This window comes from Streptomyces sp. NPDC056527 (genome assembly GCF_042794475.1).
In the GTDB taxonomy this organism is placed as follows: Bacteria; Actinomycetota; Actinomycetes; order Streptomycetales; family Streptomycetaceae; genus Streptomyces.
Genome location: NZ_JBHTTQ010000006.1, coordinates 53,561 through 68,278, shown reverse-complemented (window position 1 = coordinate 68,278; position 14,718 = coordinate 53,561). Strand labels below are relative to the sequence as shown.

11 protein-coding genes, 1 tRNA gene and 1 pseudogene are annotated in these 14,718 nt (G+C 71.2%); 10 read left to right on the top strand and 3 right to left on the bottom strand.

Translation table 11 applies throughout. The annotated features are described in order from the left end of the window. Positions 1-27 precede the first annotated feature (27 nt). The 8 genes from ACFQ7Q_RS05295 to ACFQ7Q_RS05260 all read left to right on the top strand — a co-directional run bounded on the left by ACFQ7Q_RS05295 (position 28) and on the right by ACFQ7Q_RS05260 (position 7,998). Complete coding sequence (locus tag ACFQ7Q_RS05295; protein ID WP_383550381.1) at positions 28-870, top strand: 2-aminoethylphosphonate ABC transporter permease subunit; 843 nt, start codon at positions 28-30, stop codon at positions 868-870. Beyond that, positions 857-1,654, top strand: a complete 798-nt coding sequence (locus ACFQ7Q_RS05290; protein WP_383550182.1) for an ABC transporter permease — start codon at positions 857-859, stop codon at positions 1,652-1,654. The genes ACFQ7Q_RS05295 and ACFQ7Q_RS05290 overlap by 14 nt, the downstream gene beginning before the upstream one ends. 23 nt (positions 1,655-1,677) lie before the next feature. Further along, positions 1,678-2,745 (top strand): 2-aminoethylphosphonate ABC transporter substrate-binding protein, encoded by a 1,068-nt coding sequence (locus ACFQ7Q_RS05285; protein ID WP_383550180.1) that lies wholly within the window; start codon positions 1,678-1,680, stop codon positions 2,743-2,745. 151 nt (positions 2,746-2,896) lie between these two features. Beyond that, positions 2,897-4,426, top strand: a complete 1,530-nt coding sequence (locus tag ACFQ7Q_RS05280) for an alkaline phosphatase family protein (protein ID WP_383550379.1) — start codon at positions 2,897-2,899, stop codon at positions 4,424-4,426. A gap of 80 nt (positions 4,427-4,506) precedes the next feature. Beyond that, positions 4,507-5,286 carry an HAD-IIA family hydrolase gene (locus tag ACFQ7Q_RS05275; RefSeq protein ID WP_383550177.1) on the top strand — a complete coding sequence of 260 codons (780 nt, stop codon included), beginning with the start codon at positions 4,507-4,509 and terminating at the stop codon, positions 5,284-5,286. A gap of 93 nt (positions 5,287-5,379) precedes the next feature. Next, positions 5,380-6,009 (top strand): hypothetical protein, encoded by a 630-nt coding sequence (locus ACFQ7Q_RS05270; RefSeq protein ID WP_383550174.1) that lies wholly within the window; start codon positions 5,380-5,382, stop codon positions 6,007-6,009. A 38-nt stretch (positions 6,010-6,047) separates the two neighbouring features. Further along, positions 6,048-6,680, top strand: coding sequence for a class F sortase (locus tag ACFQ7Q_RS05265; protein ID WP_383550377.1), 633 nt, complete (start codon positions 6,048-6,050; stop codon positions 6,678-6,680). A gap of 283 nt (positions 6,681-6,963) precedes the next feature. Next, positions 6,964-7,998 (top strand): glycoside hydrolase family 6 protein, encoded by a 1,035-nt coding sequence (locus tag ACFQ7Q_RS05260; RefSeq protein ID WP_383550171.1) that lies wholly within the window; start codon positions 6,964-6,966, stop codon positions 7,996-7,998. Positions 7,999-8,004: 6 nt separating this feature from the next. On the opposite strand, the gene ACFQ7Q_RS05255 is transcribed toward ACFQ7Q_RS05260, so the two are convergent. From ACFQ7Q_RS05255 to ACFQ7Q_RS05245, 3 genes are all read right to left on the bottom strand, one after another. Then, complete coding sequence (locus ACFQ7Q_RS05255) at positions 8,005-9,945, bottom strand: galactose oxidase-like domain-containing protein (RefSeq protein ID WP_383550167.1); 1,941 nt, start codon at positions 9,943-9,945, stop codon at positions 8,005-8,007. Further along, the gene (locus ACFQ7Q_RS05250; RefSeq protein WP_383550164.1) at positions 9,942-11,786 is read right to left on the bottom strand and encodes a glycosyltransferase family 2 protein; all 1,845 of its coding nucleotides are present in this window, start codon (positions 11,784-11,786) and stop codon (positions 9,942-9,944) included. The genes ACFQ7Q_RS05255 and ACFQ7Q_RS05250 overlap by 4 nt, the downstream gene beginning before the upstream one ends. 246 nt (positions 11,787-12,032) lie before the next feature. Then, a tRNA-Lys gene (locus tag ACFQ7Q_RS05245) sits at positions 12,033-12,106 on the bottom strand. A 184-nt stretch (positions 12,107-12,290) separates the two neighbouring features. Between ACFQ7Q_RS05245 and ACFQ7Q_RS05240 the strand changes: the two genes are divergently transcribed. Continuing rightward, a complete protein-coding gene (locus ACFQ7Q_RS05240) occupies positions 12,291-13,712 on the top strand; it encodes a peptidoglycan-binding protein (protein ID WP_383550161.1) in 1,422 nt (473 codons plus the stop codon). A 25-nt stretch (positions 13,713-13,737) separates the two neighbouring features. Next, positions 13,738-14,718 (top strand): annotated as a pseudogene (locus tag ACFQ7Q_RS05235) (hypothetical protein); the annotation flags it as partial.

Genomic DNA, 14,718 nt, shown 5'->3' with positions numbered 1-14,718 from the left:
CGTGGTGTCGTGCCCATCCGCACCGCCATGGGGGACGACGGCCCACGACGTCCCGAGAGCAAGGGGTCCCGTGCCGTACCCGCCTGGATCTGGGCCCTGCCGCCCGTCGCCGTCCTGGCCCTCGTCTTCCTCTACCCCCTCGCCCTCGTCGTCCAGGAGTCCCTCGTCCCCGGTGCCTACGGCGACGTCCTCGGGTCCGAGGCGTTCCAGGACGCGCTGGTCACCACCGTGTGGCTGGCCGTCGGGGCCACCGTCGGGTGTCTCGTCCTCGGGTTCGTGCTCGCGCTCGTCATCGCGTTCGTGCCGTTTCCCGGAGGGAAGGCGGTGTCGAAGTTCATCGACGTCTTCCTCTCCTTCCCGTCCTTCCTCATCACGCTCGCGCTCCTCTTCCTCTACGGAACGGTCGGCATGGCCAACGGCCTGTGGACGGACGTCACGGGCGCCGAGTCGGGGCCCTTCCGGTTCCTGACCACGCCGTGGGGTGTCCTCCTCGCCGAGATCACGTACTTCACGCCCTTCGTGGTGCGTCCGCTCCTCGCCGCTTTCTCGCAGATGGAGACCGCGCAGCTGGAGGTCGCCTCCTCCCTCGGGGCGAAGCCGCTGCGCATCGTCCGGCGGGTGGTCCTGCCCGAGGCGCTGCCCGCGCTCGCCGCCGGCGGGAGCCTCGTCCTGGTCATGTGTCTGAACGAGTTCGGGATCGTCCTGTTCACCGGCGCCAAGGGCGTCACGACGCTCCCGATGCTCGTCTACGGCAAGGCGATCCTCGAGTCCGACTACGCCGCCGCCTGTGTCGTCGCCGTCGTCAACGTCGCGATCTCCGTGGGCCTCTACGGCCTCTACCGGGTGGTGAGCCGTCGTGCTGGTGCATAGCCGTACGGGCAGGTGGACGGTCTGGGCGCTCTTCGCGGTGCTCTTCGTGCCGCTCTTCGCCCTCCCGCTCCTCGTGATCGTGGCCGCCTCGTTCTCCACCAACTGGTCCGGGGCCTTCCCCTCCGGGCCGACGGCGGAGCACTACTCGGCCGCCGTGCGCGGAGAATCCCTCCAGGCACTGACCACCAGCCTGGTCACCGCGGTCACCGCGAGCCTGCTCGCGCTGGCCGTCGGCACCTGGGCCGCGCTCGCCGCGTCCGCCCTCCGCAGGAGGGGCAGGAGGGTCCTCGACGCGCTGTTCATGCTGCCGGTCGCGGTGCCCTCGGTCGTGGTCGGCCTCGCCGTCCTGGTCGCCTTCTCGCAGCCGCCCGTGCTCCTGAACGGCACGCGCTGGATCGTGATCCTGGCGCACACCATTCTTGTCACGGCGTTCGCCCATCAGTCGGTCTCGGCGGCCATCCTCCGTCTCGACCCGATGTACGAGCAGGCGGCGGCCAGCCTCGGCGCCCGCCCCTCGTACGTCCTGCTCCGGGTGAAGCTGCCGCTCCTGCTGCCGTCCCTCAACGCGGCCGCCGGGCTCTGCTTCGCCCTGTCCATGGGCGAGTTGAGCGCCACGATGATGCTCTACCCGCCGGACTGGCTGCCGCTCCCGGTGCTGATCTTCACGGCCACCGACCGCGGCTCCCTCTTCACCGGCTCGGCGCTCGCCGTGGTCCTGATGGCCGCGACCCTGCTCGTCCTGCTCGCCGTCTCCCGTATCCGAACCAAAGCGTCCTACCGCTGACTCACCCAGGAGAGAACGACGTTATGCGTACCCCGTCCATGTTCGTCAAGCCGATCGCCGCCGTCGTCGGCAGCCTCGCCCTCGCCGCCGGCCTCACCGCCTGCGGTGGCTCCTCCACCGCCTCCGACGAGAAGGTCGTCACGGTCTACAGCGCCGACGGCCTCAAGGGGGAGAAGGGCGACGGCTGGTACGACAAGGTCTTCGCCGACTTCGAGAAGCAGACCGGCATCAAGGTCGAGTACGTCGAGGGCGGTTCCGGCGAGATGGTGCAGCGCGCCGTCCGCGAGAAGAACAACACGCAGGCCGATGTCATCGTGACCCTGCCGCCCTTCATCCAGCAGGCCGACTCCAAGGGGCTGCTCCAGGCGTACACCCCGAAGGGCGCCGAGCAGGTCGACGGTGCCGACAAGGCCGACGACGGCAAGTGGACCTCCGTCGTCAACAACTACTTCGGCTTCATCCACAACAAGCAGCAGCTGAAGGAGGCCCCCAGGACCTGGGAGGAACTCCTCGACGCGAAGTACGAGAACAAGCTGCAGTACTCCACCCCCGGCGTCGCCGGTGACGGCACGGCGGTGGTCATCAAGGCGATGCACGACTTCGGCGGCCAGGAGCCGGCGATGGAGTACCTGAAGAAGCTCCAGGCCAACAACGTCGGCCCGTCCTCCTCCACCTCCAAGCTGGCCCCGAAGGTCGACAAGGGCGAGATCCTCGTCGCCAACGGCGATGTCCAGATGAACTTCGCCCAGTCCAAGTCCATGCCGAACCTCGCCATCTGGTTCCCGGCCAAGGACGGCGGCAAGCCCACCAGCTTCGCCCTGCCGTACGCCGCCGGCCTGGTGAACAAGGCCCCGCACAGCGAGAACGGCAAGAAGCTGCTCGACTTCATGCTGGGCGAGCAGGCCCAGCGCGAGGTGAGCGCGATCGGCGGCGGCTTCCCGGCCCGCAAGGACGTCAAGGCCACCGACGCCAACGCCATCGCGCTCGCGAAGCTGATGGAGGGCGTCGAGATCTTCGAGCCGGACTGGGCCGACATCGACAAGAACCTGACCGCCTACGTCGACGCCTGGAAGACGGCCACCGGAAGCTAGCCGCGGGCTTCCAAGAGTTCACCGCACGGACCCTGGAATCCCTCCGCATGTAGCGGAAAGATAACGGGTACGGACCAACGCCCCCGAGGAATCGGGGGCGTCGGCGTGTCCTCACCCCCTTCTACGGAGGATCCAGATGCCGATCACCGGCATGTCCACCGGCCCGTCCCGCCGTACCCTGCTCGCCGCCGCGGGCGTCGCGGCCGTCGCCGCCACGGGCGTGGCCACCGCGCCCGCCGCCCGCGCCGTCGCCCCCACGCTCCCGAACGGCACCAGCAAGGACAAGGTGCTCGTCGTCGGCATGGACGGCCTGCGGTACGACAGGATCGACGCGGCCAAGGCCCCGACCCTCAAGTCCCTGATGGCGAACGGCACGTACGGCCTGTCGCTGCTCTACGCCAACCCGATGGCCGCCACCTCCTCCGGCCCCGGCTGGTCGACCGTCTCCACCGGTGTCTGGCCCGACAAGCACGGCGTGAAGGACAACACCTTCGCCGGCAAGAACTACGCCAGGTACCCGGGCTTCCTGGCGCGGTTGAACCAGGTCCGCCCCGACCTCTCGCTCTTCGCGGCCGTCGACTGGCCCGAGCTCGACACGCACGGCACGGTGACCCCCGGCGCCGACGCCAAGCTCGTCCACGACAACGACTACGCCGTCAACGACAAGGTGATCACCGACACCACCGAGGACATCCTCCGGAACCAGAACCCGGACGTCCTCTTCGTCTACTTCGGCGAGACCGACGAGATCGCCCACACCTACGGCGCCAAGAGCACCAGGTACCTCGACGCCATCGACGTCCAGGACGGCTACCTCGGCAGGCTCCTCGCCGCGATCAAGGCCCGCCCGTCGTACGCCACCGAGCGCTGGACGGTCATCGTCACCACCGACCACGGCCACACCGACGCCGGCGGCCACGGCGGCTCCTCCATCGAGGAGCGCCGCACCTTCGTCCTCGCGCAGGGCCCCGGCATCGCCGCCGGAGCCCGCCCCATCGACACCCGCCTCGTCGACGTCGCCGCCACCGTCTTCCACCAGCTCGGCATCGCGCCCGACGCCTCCTGGGGCCTGGACGGCAAGCCGATCCAGCAGCGCTCCACCGACCCCTTCGACGCGCTGCAACCCTCCCTCGGCGGCCGCGTCGACGAGACCGGCATCCCCGCCGGAGTCCTCGGCTTCACCCACACCGCGCCCAGCGGCTGGTCCGTCATCAACAACGCCATGGGCACCGGCGGCATGACCGAGTGGCGCGGCTGGGCCTTCGCCACCGACGAGTTCTGGTCCCGCACGCAAGCCGGCCAGTCCCGCGAGCTCAACATCCGCTCCCGCGGCGTCTTCGCCGTTGCCGACTCCGACGAGTGGGCCGACAAGAGCTTCTCCGGTACGTACGACTCGACCCTGGTCACCCCCGCGTACAGCCTCTCGGGAGCCAGCCGCGTCACCCTGGACTTCACCACCTTCTACCGTCAGGAGGGCAGCCAGACCGCCCAGGTCCTGGCCTCCTTCAACGGCGGTACGCCGACCGTCGTCAAGAGCTACACCTCCGACGTGATCTCCCAGCCGCAGTCGCTCACCGTGAACGTCCCCACCGGGGCGTCCAGCGTGAGCTTCCGCTTTCGCTACACCGGTTCCAACAACTGGTACTGGGTGATCGACGGGGTCAAGATCGCCACTTCCTGATTAGTCTGGGGGCGTCGCCACAGCGCTGTCGCGGCGCCCCCGCACACCGCACGATTTCTGTACGGCAGGAGTCCCCGCACATGGCAGAGCGCAAGCCGATCGAATCCTGGCTCACCGACATGGACGGCGTCCTCATCCACGAGGGTGTCCCGATCCCCGGCGCCGACGCGTTCATCAAGAAGCTGCGGGAGACCGGGAAGCCCTTCCTGGTCCTCACGAACAACTCGATCTACACCGCCCGCGACCTGCACGCCCGACTCGCCCGCATGGGACTCGACGTGCCCGTGGAGAACATCTGGACCTCGGCGCTCGCCACCGCCCGGTTCCTCGACGACCAGCGCCCCGGCGGCACCGCCTATGTCATCGGCGAGGCCGGCCTGACCACCGCGCTGCACGACATCGGCTACGTCCTCACCGACCACGACCCCGACTACGTGGTCCTCGGTGAGACCCGGACGTACTCCTTCGAGGCCATGACCAAGGCCGTGCGGCTCATCAACGCAGGCGCCCGCTTCATCTGCACCAACCCCGACGAGACCGGCCCCTCCCTCGAAGGCCCGCTCCCGGCCACCGGCTCGGTCGCCGCGCTGATCACCAAGGCCACCGGCAAGGACCCGTACTTCGCCGGCAAGCCCAACCCGCTGATGATGCGCACCGGCCTCAACGCGATCGGCGCCCACTCCGAGTCCAGCGCCATGATCGGCGACCGGATGGACACCGACATCCTGGCCGGCCTGGAGGCGGGGATGCAGACCTTCCTGGTCCTCACCGGTCTGACGACGCATGCGGAGATCGACCGCTTCCCCTTCCGGCCCTCCAAGATCGTCGACTCGATCGCCGACCTCGTGGAGCGCGTGTAACCGCCGGTTCGGCCCCGGGGCGTGCCCCGGTCGGGCCCCTGCGGATGCGAAACGGCCGGAGCCGGGTGACCCTTCCACTACCAGGAGGTCACGATGCGTTCAGGTCCCATTGCTCTCCGTGCCGCAGGGGCGGCCGCCATCCTGGTACTGGCACCCACGGCCGGTACCGCCTTTGCCGGGGACGGCGTCAAGGTCACCGTCACCCCGTCCACCGTCAAGCCCGGCGCCGATGTCGACGTCCGCGTCCAGGGCTGCAAGGGCACCACCGGCGCCGCCCGGTCCCATGCGTTCGTCGCGAACGCCGAGCTCACGGGCCGTGACGGGGGCGACTACGCCCTCTTCGGCGACACCACGATCAAGTCGGGCCTCCAGAAGGGCACGTACAAGGTCAGCGTCACCTGCGACGGCCGGGAGCACCGGGACGTCGGCGTGGTCCACGTCGAGAAGCACAGGCCCGAGACGACCCACGAGGCCACGCTCGAGCCGACCCACCGGCCGACGTACCACCCGAGCCCCGTGGCCCCGGTCCGGGCCGGCGGCGGAGGCGCCGCCATGGCGGTTCCGGTACCCGCCGCGCCCGGTGTCGCGCAGACCACGACCGAGAGCGGCCTCGGCACCCCGTACACCCTCGTCGGCCTCGGTATGGCCGCGATCGCCGCGGTGGCCGTCGCCTTCCGCAGCGCGCGCCGCCGCCGCACGGGCGCGACGCCGGGCGCGGACTGACCGTGTCCGACGCGAGCCGTTCGGCCGGCAGCGGGCGGATGCTGACCGGTGTCGCCTGGGCCCTCCTGCTCGTCGGTCTCTGGCTCTGGGGCCGCGAGATCACCGAAGGGCCGGGCAGCAGCTCGGCACCGACCACCGGCGACATGGCCGCGGTCGGCCGTCCGCTCGGCGTCCCGCTGCCTCCGGCGCACCGCCCCCTGAGCCCCGCCGAGCCGCGCCGGGTCGAGATCCCCTCCCTCGGCATCGCCGCGCCCGTCGTCGGGCGCGGCCTGGACGCCGCGGGCGCGGTGGACCCGCCGCCGTTCGAGATGCCCCACTCGGTCGGCTGGTTCCGCACCGGCACCCGGCCCGGCGCCGAGGGCGCTGCGCTCTTCGTCGGCCATGTCGACACCGCGACCAGGCCCGCCGTCTTCTACGGCCTGAGCTCCGCCCGCCCCGGTGAGACCGTCAGGGTGACCCGGACCGACGGTACGGTCGCCGAGTTCACCATCGACGACGTCCAGGTCTTCCCCCGGGAGCGCTTCGACGCGCGGAAGGTGTACGGGCAGCGCCAGGCCGACCGGGCCGAGCTGCGCCTGATCACCTGCGGCGGCACCTTCGACCGCGAGGCCGGTGCCTACACGGCGAACGTCGTCGTCTCCGCGTACCTCACCGGCACGGGCAAGACCTGACACGCGCGCGCGAGGCCCTTCGCGGCGCGAGGCCCGTCGTAGGGCGAGGCCCGGGCAGAGGAGCGCCCGCCGCCGGCCCGGCCGACGGACCACGTCCCGCGCGCCCGACGGCCGGGCCGGTCCTCGACCGCGGGCGCACGGGCTGCGGGAGAAGCCCGGCGCCGCCGCGGGAGGTTCGGGTGCCGCAACTGTAGAACGGGCTTCCGGTCCCGGCCCAGACCTCCTTTGTGCCACGATTGTCCTGACCGGTTCCGTACGGTTCCGTACACCCAAGGGGGAGTGGATGTACGCACATCGCACCGGACGTGCCCGCCTGGCCTGCGCCGCGCCGCTGGCCGCGGCTCTGCTGCTGTCGGCCTGCACGTCGTCCGGCGGAGGCTCTCGGGACGGCGGGGACAAGGGCGCCGCACCACCGCGGTCGGGCACCCAGCAGCCCAAGGAGACGGACCCCTTCTGGGTCAACCCGCAGGGCAAGGCGGCCAGACAGCTCGCCGCGTACACGAAGGCGGGCCGCGCCGCGGACGCCGCACTCGTCGAGAAGATCGCCTCCCAGCCGGCCGGCGAATGGGTCGGCACGGACCGGCCCGAGGACGAGGCGAGGGCGCTGACCGAGGCCGCCCGACGGGCCGACCGGGAGGCGCTGCTCGTCCTTTACAACATCCCGCACCGCGACTGCGGCCAGCACTCCGCGGGCGGCGCGGCCGACGCAGGCGCCTACCGCGACTGGGTCGAGAAGGTCGCCCGGGGCATCGGGGAGCGGCGCGCCACCGTCGTCCTGGAGCCGGACGCGGTGATGCACATGGTCGACGGCTGCACCGAGCAGCAGTACCACGAGGAGCGGTACGAGCTTCTGAAAGGCGCCGTCCAGCGGCTGAAGCGCCAACCGGGCGTCACCGTCTACCTGGACGCGGGAAACGCCGGCTGGGGCAAGCCGGAGGAGATCTTCGAACCGCTGCGGCGCGCGGGCGTCGCGGACGCCGACGGCTTCGCGGTCAACGTCTCCAACTTCCAGACCACGGAGGCCAGTACGGGCTACGGCAAGCAGCTGTCGGACCGGATCGACGGCAAGCCCTTCGTCGTCGACACCAGCCGCAACGGCAACGGCCCCTACACCGAGGGCGATCCGCGGGAGAACTGGTGCAACCCGCCCGGCCGCGCGCTCGGCGAGCCCCCGACCGTCCGCACCGCGGACCCGCGGGTCAAGGCGTATCTGTGGATCAAGCGGCCGGGGGAGTCGGACGGCGACTGCAAGGGCGGTCCGAAGGCGGGGGAGTGGTTCGAGCAGTACGCGCTCGACCTGGCCCGTGGCGCCGAGTAGGACCGGTCAGGGCACCTCCACCCAGCGGGCTTCGGAGGGGGTGCCCCGCGCGTCCGTCACGAAGAGCATGTACCAGCCGGAGGGGACAAGCGAGCGGTTCTTCGGCACCCCGAGTTCCACCCGGCCGGCGGTCTTCTTGAGCGTCAGGGCGATCGTGCGCTGGTCGACGTCGGTGACATGGGTGACGGCGCTCGGCCGGATCAGCTTCGCGGAGGTGATCTCCGCGGACCGCTCCGTACGGAACACCCCGGTGGTCCCCCGGGCGATCCTGCGCGGGCCTTCGCCGAGTTCGGGCCGGCCGCCGTCCCGGTAGAGGTAGGGCGGGGTCCAGAGCTCGATGCGCTGCTCGAAGACGCCCGGCCGGGTGTTCGCCGGGTCGGAGAAGAGCGAGTCCGAGCCGAAGATCATGACCCGGCCGTCGGGGAGCAGCAGCGAGCCCGAATGGTAGTTGCGGCCCACCCTCGGGTCGGCGACGCGCTTGTACGTGCCGCTCCTCGGGTCGTACGTCCGGGCCTGGAGGATGTCGGAACCGCCGCGCCCCCGGTAGTCCTCCGAGCCGCCCGTGACGAACACGGTGTCGTCGGGGAGCAGCGAGGCGCTGGGGTAGCGGGTGCCCTTCTCCAGGGCGGCGCCGTCACGGAAGCGCGGGTCGGCCGCCTTGAGGTCCACGAGCCGGGTCCTGGCGCTGGCCTTGTCGGACTCGCCGACCCCGCCGCCGCCGATCACCATGAAGCGCTGGTCCTGGGCGGGCGGCAGCATCACCGTCGCGGAGGTCTCCATGCGGTCGGGGTCGCTCAGCCCGGGGACCTTGGTGAAGGTGTTCGTCTCCAGGTCCCAGATCCCGGGGTCGCGCCCGACGTCGGCGGGGCCGTAGCCGGCGTTCGAACCCGAGTAGAAGAGCTTCCCGTTCGCCATCAGGAAGATCGCCGGGTAGGTCGGGAAGCGCCGCTCGATCCCGGTGTACGTCCACTTCTTCGTCTCCGGGTCGTAGATCTCGTCCTTGCCGGGCACGATCTGCCCGATCTCGTCCAGCCCGGAGAGGGCGAGGACCCGCCCGTCCTTCAGCGTGGTGAGCGTGGGGTACCAGCGGGCCTCGTTCATCGGGTCGACGGTCACGTACTTCTCGGCGACGGGATCGAACTCGTAGGCCTCCCTGATCCCCTGGAAGTCCTTCTTGTCCAGGGCGAGTTTCTGCGCGATGCCGTACACGTTGCGGGCGTCGGATCCCTTCATGCCGGCCACCCGGTAGTTGTCCTCGGTGCCGGTCTCGTACGCCTTCCCGGACCGCTCGGCCTCGACGTAGATCCGGCCGAGGCCGGGGGTGTTGTGGAGGAACCGCCCGGTGTTCCTGTCGAAGACCTTGGTGGCCCGCTCGACCAGGACCGGGTCCTTGGAGACGAAGGTCCTGCCGTTCGCCTTCCCGGTGAAGCGGGTGCCGGCCGGCAGGATGATCGGCTTGTCCGGGTCCTCGTTGTGGACGATCATCAGGCCGCCGGCCTTGGTGACATCGCCCTCCAGCTTCTCGTACCGCTTCGTGCCGCCCGCCACCAGCAGCTTCCCGTCCGGGAGTTGGGTGTGCCCGGCGCAGAACATGTCCTTCGGGGTCGGGATCTTCTTGAAGATCCCGGTCTTCGGATCCCACAGCACCGACTCGAACTTCTTCGCGTCGAAGTTCTTCTGGTTGTTCCCCGAGCCGGCGATCAGCAGCACCTTGCCGGTGTGCAGCAGGGCCGCGTGGATGGCGTTGACCCGGAAGTCGGCGGGCACGTCGAGAAAGTCCCAGCGCCCGTTCGCCGCCTTGTACTCGGGCCGGTCGATCGCGTACTCGTGGTACCGCTCCGAGCCGAACCGCCACAGCGCCGGCCCGTTCATCCCGGCGACCGCGACGATCACGGCCGCCCCGATCGCCACCCGTCGGAACCGGTTGCGACGCGCGTTGGCGATCATTCGTTACGCCCTCCCAGCGCGCTCTCCATGGGCTGCTGCGGGGACTCCGCCCAGCGGGGCCGCTGTGCCGGTACGTGGACGGGTGCGGCCGGCGCCTCGGCGCGCCGCCGCCGCTCCGCGCGGATGCCGTACCGCCAGGCCAGGATCGGCGCGGCCGTGATCAGCAGCGCCAGCGAGGCCCAGGTGATCATCGCGGGGTGGTCGTGCCCGAAGACGAACGAGGAGGCGAGCGAGCCCCCGAAGACGACGATGAAGAAGAGATGGATCCGGAAGGTGCCGAAGAGGGTGTCCGGGCTGGAGGAGTCGCCCTTGGGCGTCACCACGAAGGAACTCTTGCGACGCAGCACCGCGTCCATCAGCGAGCGGGCGTAGATCGGTGCGGAGAGCGCGGACATCGCCATGCCGGCCAGGCCGCCGGACCCCTCGGGCTCGTGCGGGGAGACGTTGTGGCGCCGGTTCCAGATGTAGAGCCCGATCTGGAGCGCGGAGGCGTTGCCGTACAGCATCATCCACATCGCCGGGTCGATCTGGACGCCTGAGGCGCCCATGCCCAGGAAGAGCGCGCAGCTCAGCGCGGCCAGGATCCAGTTCAGTGCCGACATCGGATAGAAGATGATCATCATCGTGTAGTTGAAGAGCTTGCCGGGCGGCAGCGTCCCGAAGCCCTTCCAGTACTGCTTGAGGATCGTCTCGTACGTGCCACGGGACCAGCGCAGCTGCTGGGTGAAGAAGTCGGTCCAGGCGGTCGGGCCCTCGCCGACGGCGAGCACGTCGGGCGTGTACACCGAGCGCCACTTGCGGCCCGTGGCGGGATTGCGGTGCCGGTGCATCTCGAAGCCGGTCGCCATGTCCTCCGTGATCGAGTCGTACAGCCCGCCGATCTGCTTGAGCGCCCGGATCCGTACGGCGTTGGAGGTGCCGACGAACATCGGTGCGCCGTAGCGGTTGCCGGCGCGCTGGATCAGGGCGTGGAAGAGGAACTGCTGGGACTCTGCGGCCTTGGTGACGAAGGTGTCGTAGTTGCCGTAGACCTGCGGTCCGATGACGAAGCCGACGTCCGGGTCGCGGAACCAACCCAGCATCCGCTCCAGGTAGTTGGGGAGCGGGACGTGGTCGGTGTCGACGGAGGCGAAGAAGTCGTAGTCGTCGCCGTGCGCCTGCAGCCAGGCGTTGTAGTTGCCGTGCTTGGTCTTCGCGCGGTGCGGCCCCTCGGACTGGTTCCAGGCGGGGACCCCCTTGCGGGTGAAGTGGCGCACGCCGAGCCGGGCGCAGACCGCCTTGACCTCGGGGTCGTCCCCCTCGTCGAGCAGCCAGACGTGCATGGGTCCGCGGTGGCGGATCTTCACGGCCGCGCGGAGGGTCTTCGTCACCATGGCGAGCGGTTCCTTGCCGGGGACGAAGGAGGTGAGGAACGCGACCCGGGTGCCCGCCTCCGGGACCACGGGGACGGGGTCGCGGGCGACCAGGGTCGCGTGCGCGTTCGACAGGACGTTCATGGTGCGGAAGAGCTCGATCAGGCCGATCGACACCAGCATCACGATGTCGAGGGCGCGGAGCAGGTCGTCGTCGAGGTTCGGATCCCGCTCGGTCCAGTGCTGAGGCTGCATCAGCCAGACGAACAGGCCCAGCGACACGAGCGGCGCGGCGCCGAGCAGGAGCGCGGCGCGCAGCCGGTGCGGCTCCTGGGAGAGCAGGGAGCGGTAGCGCACCCGGTAGGGCAGGCTCGGATCGGGCTCGGTCAGTGGCCCGGCGAGCCGGCTGTAGTGCTCGTAGTCGTAGCGTGGCATTGTCGTCACGGAACGGAGCCGAGTACCCCCGGCGGGCGTCCATGCAGACGTCATGAGTCCATCCCCCCGTGCGCGGTCACGGGCGGGGCCCCCACCCCGCACTCGACGCGACCATGCGTGCCCCCAACCCCCCAGGGACCAAGCCAGAGTCCACGACCCCGCTTCTTGATCGCAAGGGCGAAACAAGCTGTTTACCGCCCAAAGTCGGGCGCTCTGGTTCTGCTGTGACGAAAGGGATGACGCGGGCTCATGAGACGACCGAGGCCCCCTCACCGATGGTGAGGGGGCCTCGACTCTGCGTGCGCCGCCAGGGACTCGAACCCCGGACCCGCTGATTAAGAGTCAGCTGCTCTAACCAACTGAGCTAGCGGCGCCTGCTGACCTGCGTAACTCTACCCGACGTCCGGGGGTGGTTCCGACCATTACCGGTCGCTCCCGGCCTGTCGGATGGTCGTATCAGGCCTTCGATCCGTCAAAATGCGATTTGTCCGGACAGTTGAGACACTGGCGCCCGTGCACCAGCGCCTAAAGATCTTGACGAGTGTGGAGGGGAATCGCATGAGCCTTCCGGTCTTCGAGGAGTTCGAGCCCGCGGCCGACTGCGGCTGCGCGGGCTGCGCCAGGCAGCGGCGCGATCGTGCCCTTGGTCTGCCCGTACGCGCGGGCGGCCACCCGGCGGCGCACGGCGCGCGCCGCGCGCTGGTCCTGGTGACGGCGGCGGGGGTGGCCCTGGGGGGAGGGGGTGCGCTGGCGACGGACGCGGGGGCGGCGGGTCTCGTGCTCGATGCGGCGGGCGGGCAGGCGGGCCTCGCGACGGAAAGGGCGTCGGCGCCGGGGCCCGACACACCCCAGGGCGGTGCGGGCCCGCTGCACGGCGGAGCGCACGGGCCCGGTCCCGGCTCGGATCCTGGCGCCGGTCCGCAGCCCCCGCCGGGCGGTACCCCGACGACAGGTCAGGTCACCCCCCAGTCGCTGCGGAAGACCACCCGCGCCGAGATCATCAACCGCGCCAAGCGATGGGTGAGCGCACAGGTCCCGTACTCGATGGAGAAGTACTGGTCCGACGGCTACCGCCAGGACTGCTCGGGCTACATCTCCATGGCGTGGAACCTGCGCGGCAACGAGTGGACCGGCAGCCTGGACGCCTTCGCCGAGCGGATCGACCGTACGGATCTCCAGCCCGGCGACATCCTCCTCTTCCACAACCCGGCCGATCCGACGAGGGGCTCCCACGTCACGATCTTCGGCGGATGGACGGACTACACCCACACGTCCTACATCGCGTACGAGCAGACCAAGCCGCGCACGCGCCGGCAGGCCACGCCGCTCGCGTACTGGGTCAACGCGGACCGCTATGTGGCCTACCGCTACAAGGGCGTCGTCGGTAGCGGCGGTGGTGGCGTGTCCGCGACCGCGGCGCCCCGCCCGGCCGCCGGCGCCGCCGCGACCGCGGCCCCGTACCCGGGCGCGGCGATGTTCGGCCCCGGCGCGAACAACGCGCACGTCACCCGGCTGGGGCGGCTGCTGATCGCGCGGGGCGCCAAGCAGTACTACCGCCAGGGCGCCGGTCCGCGCTGGGGCGAGGCGGACCGCAGGGCGACCCAGGCGTTCCAGCGGGCGCAGGGCTGGAAGGGCAAGGCGGCGGACGGGCTGCCGGGGCCGCAGACCTGGCGACTCCTGGTGTCCGGTCAGGGCCGGAGCATCGGCGGTTCGAGTGGTTCGGACGGTCCGAGCGCACATGCGCAGGGGTTCCCCGGGCGTGGCTCCTTCCGTCCGGGCCAATCCAACGCATATGTGGAGAAGCTGGGCAAGCAGCTGGTGAAGCGGGGCTACGGCAAGCACTACCTGTCGGGTCCCGGTCCGCGCTGGGGCGAGGCGGACCGTCGCAATGTCGAGGCGTTCCAGCGGGCACAGGGATGGCGCGGCGGCGCGGCCGACGGCTACCCGGGCCCGGAGACCTGGCGGCGCCTGTTCCGATGACCCCGAGAACATGAGGTGGATCCCAATGACCCGTTCGACCCCAAACCCCGACTCGGGCGCGGCGGCGAGCCGCGACGCGGCCCGGTCGGCGATCCGCCTGACGGACGAGACGCGCCCGCCGAGACGGCACGCGCCGGAGCCCTCCCGCAACGGCCCGACGCCGGGGGCGGGCGGGGGCGGTGACGGTTCCGCCGCGGCGCCGGACGGGGGCGGTTCCGCTGCCTCGCCCTCGGCGGTCGAGGCACGGACGAACGCCGGGCCGGCCCCGACGCCCGCATCCGCGACCGGGGACCCCGGGAGTTCGGAGAACGGGACGGCGGGGGGCGGAGCCGCGAACGCGTCGACGACGTTCGACGGCGCGGTGGGCGCGGGCCCGGACAACCGCCCCGACGGGCCGACGACGGCGGGCGGCTCGGAGGCGAGCCCCGGAGTGTCGGGCGCCGCCGTCGTCGACGGTGGCGCGGCGGGGGCCGGCGCGGAGGCCCGGCCCGGCGCTTCGGCGACCCCGTCGGGCGGGCCGACGACGGCGAGTGCCATGGACGCGCGCTCCGGCGTGTCGGCTGCCGCCGCTGGTGCGGCGGACGTCGACCCGGGGAAGCAGCCCGGCTCTCCGGCCGTCGCGGCGGGTGCCCCGCACGCGTCGTCCGGTGCGGACAACGGCCTCGGCTCGCCTACGGCTTCGGCGACCTCGCCCGGCGGCGCGGCGGGCGTCGGTCCGGAGAATCGGCCCGGTGCTTCGGCCGCCCCGGGCGCGTCGTCCGGCGCTTCGGCGTCCTCGCCGGTCGCGTCGTCGGCGGCGGGTGGGTCGGGCGCGGGCTCCGGGGTGTCGGCTGCTGCCGCTGGCGCGGCGGGGGTTGGTCCCGCCGCCTCGGCGACCCCGTCGGTCGCGTCGGCGGCTGGTGGGTCGGCCGCTGCCGGTGGTGCGGCGGGCGTCGGTCCGGAGAATCGGCCCGGTGCTTCGGCCGTCCCGGGCGCGTCGTCCGGTGCTTCGGTGGCCTCGTCGGTT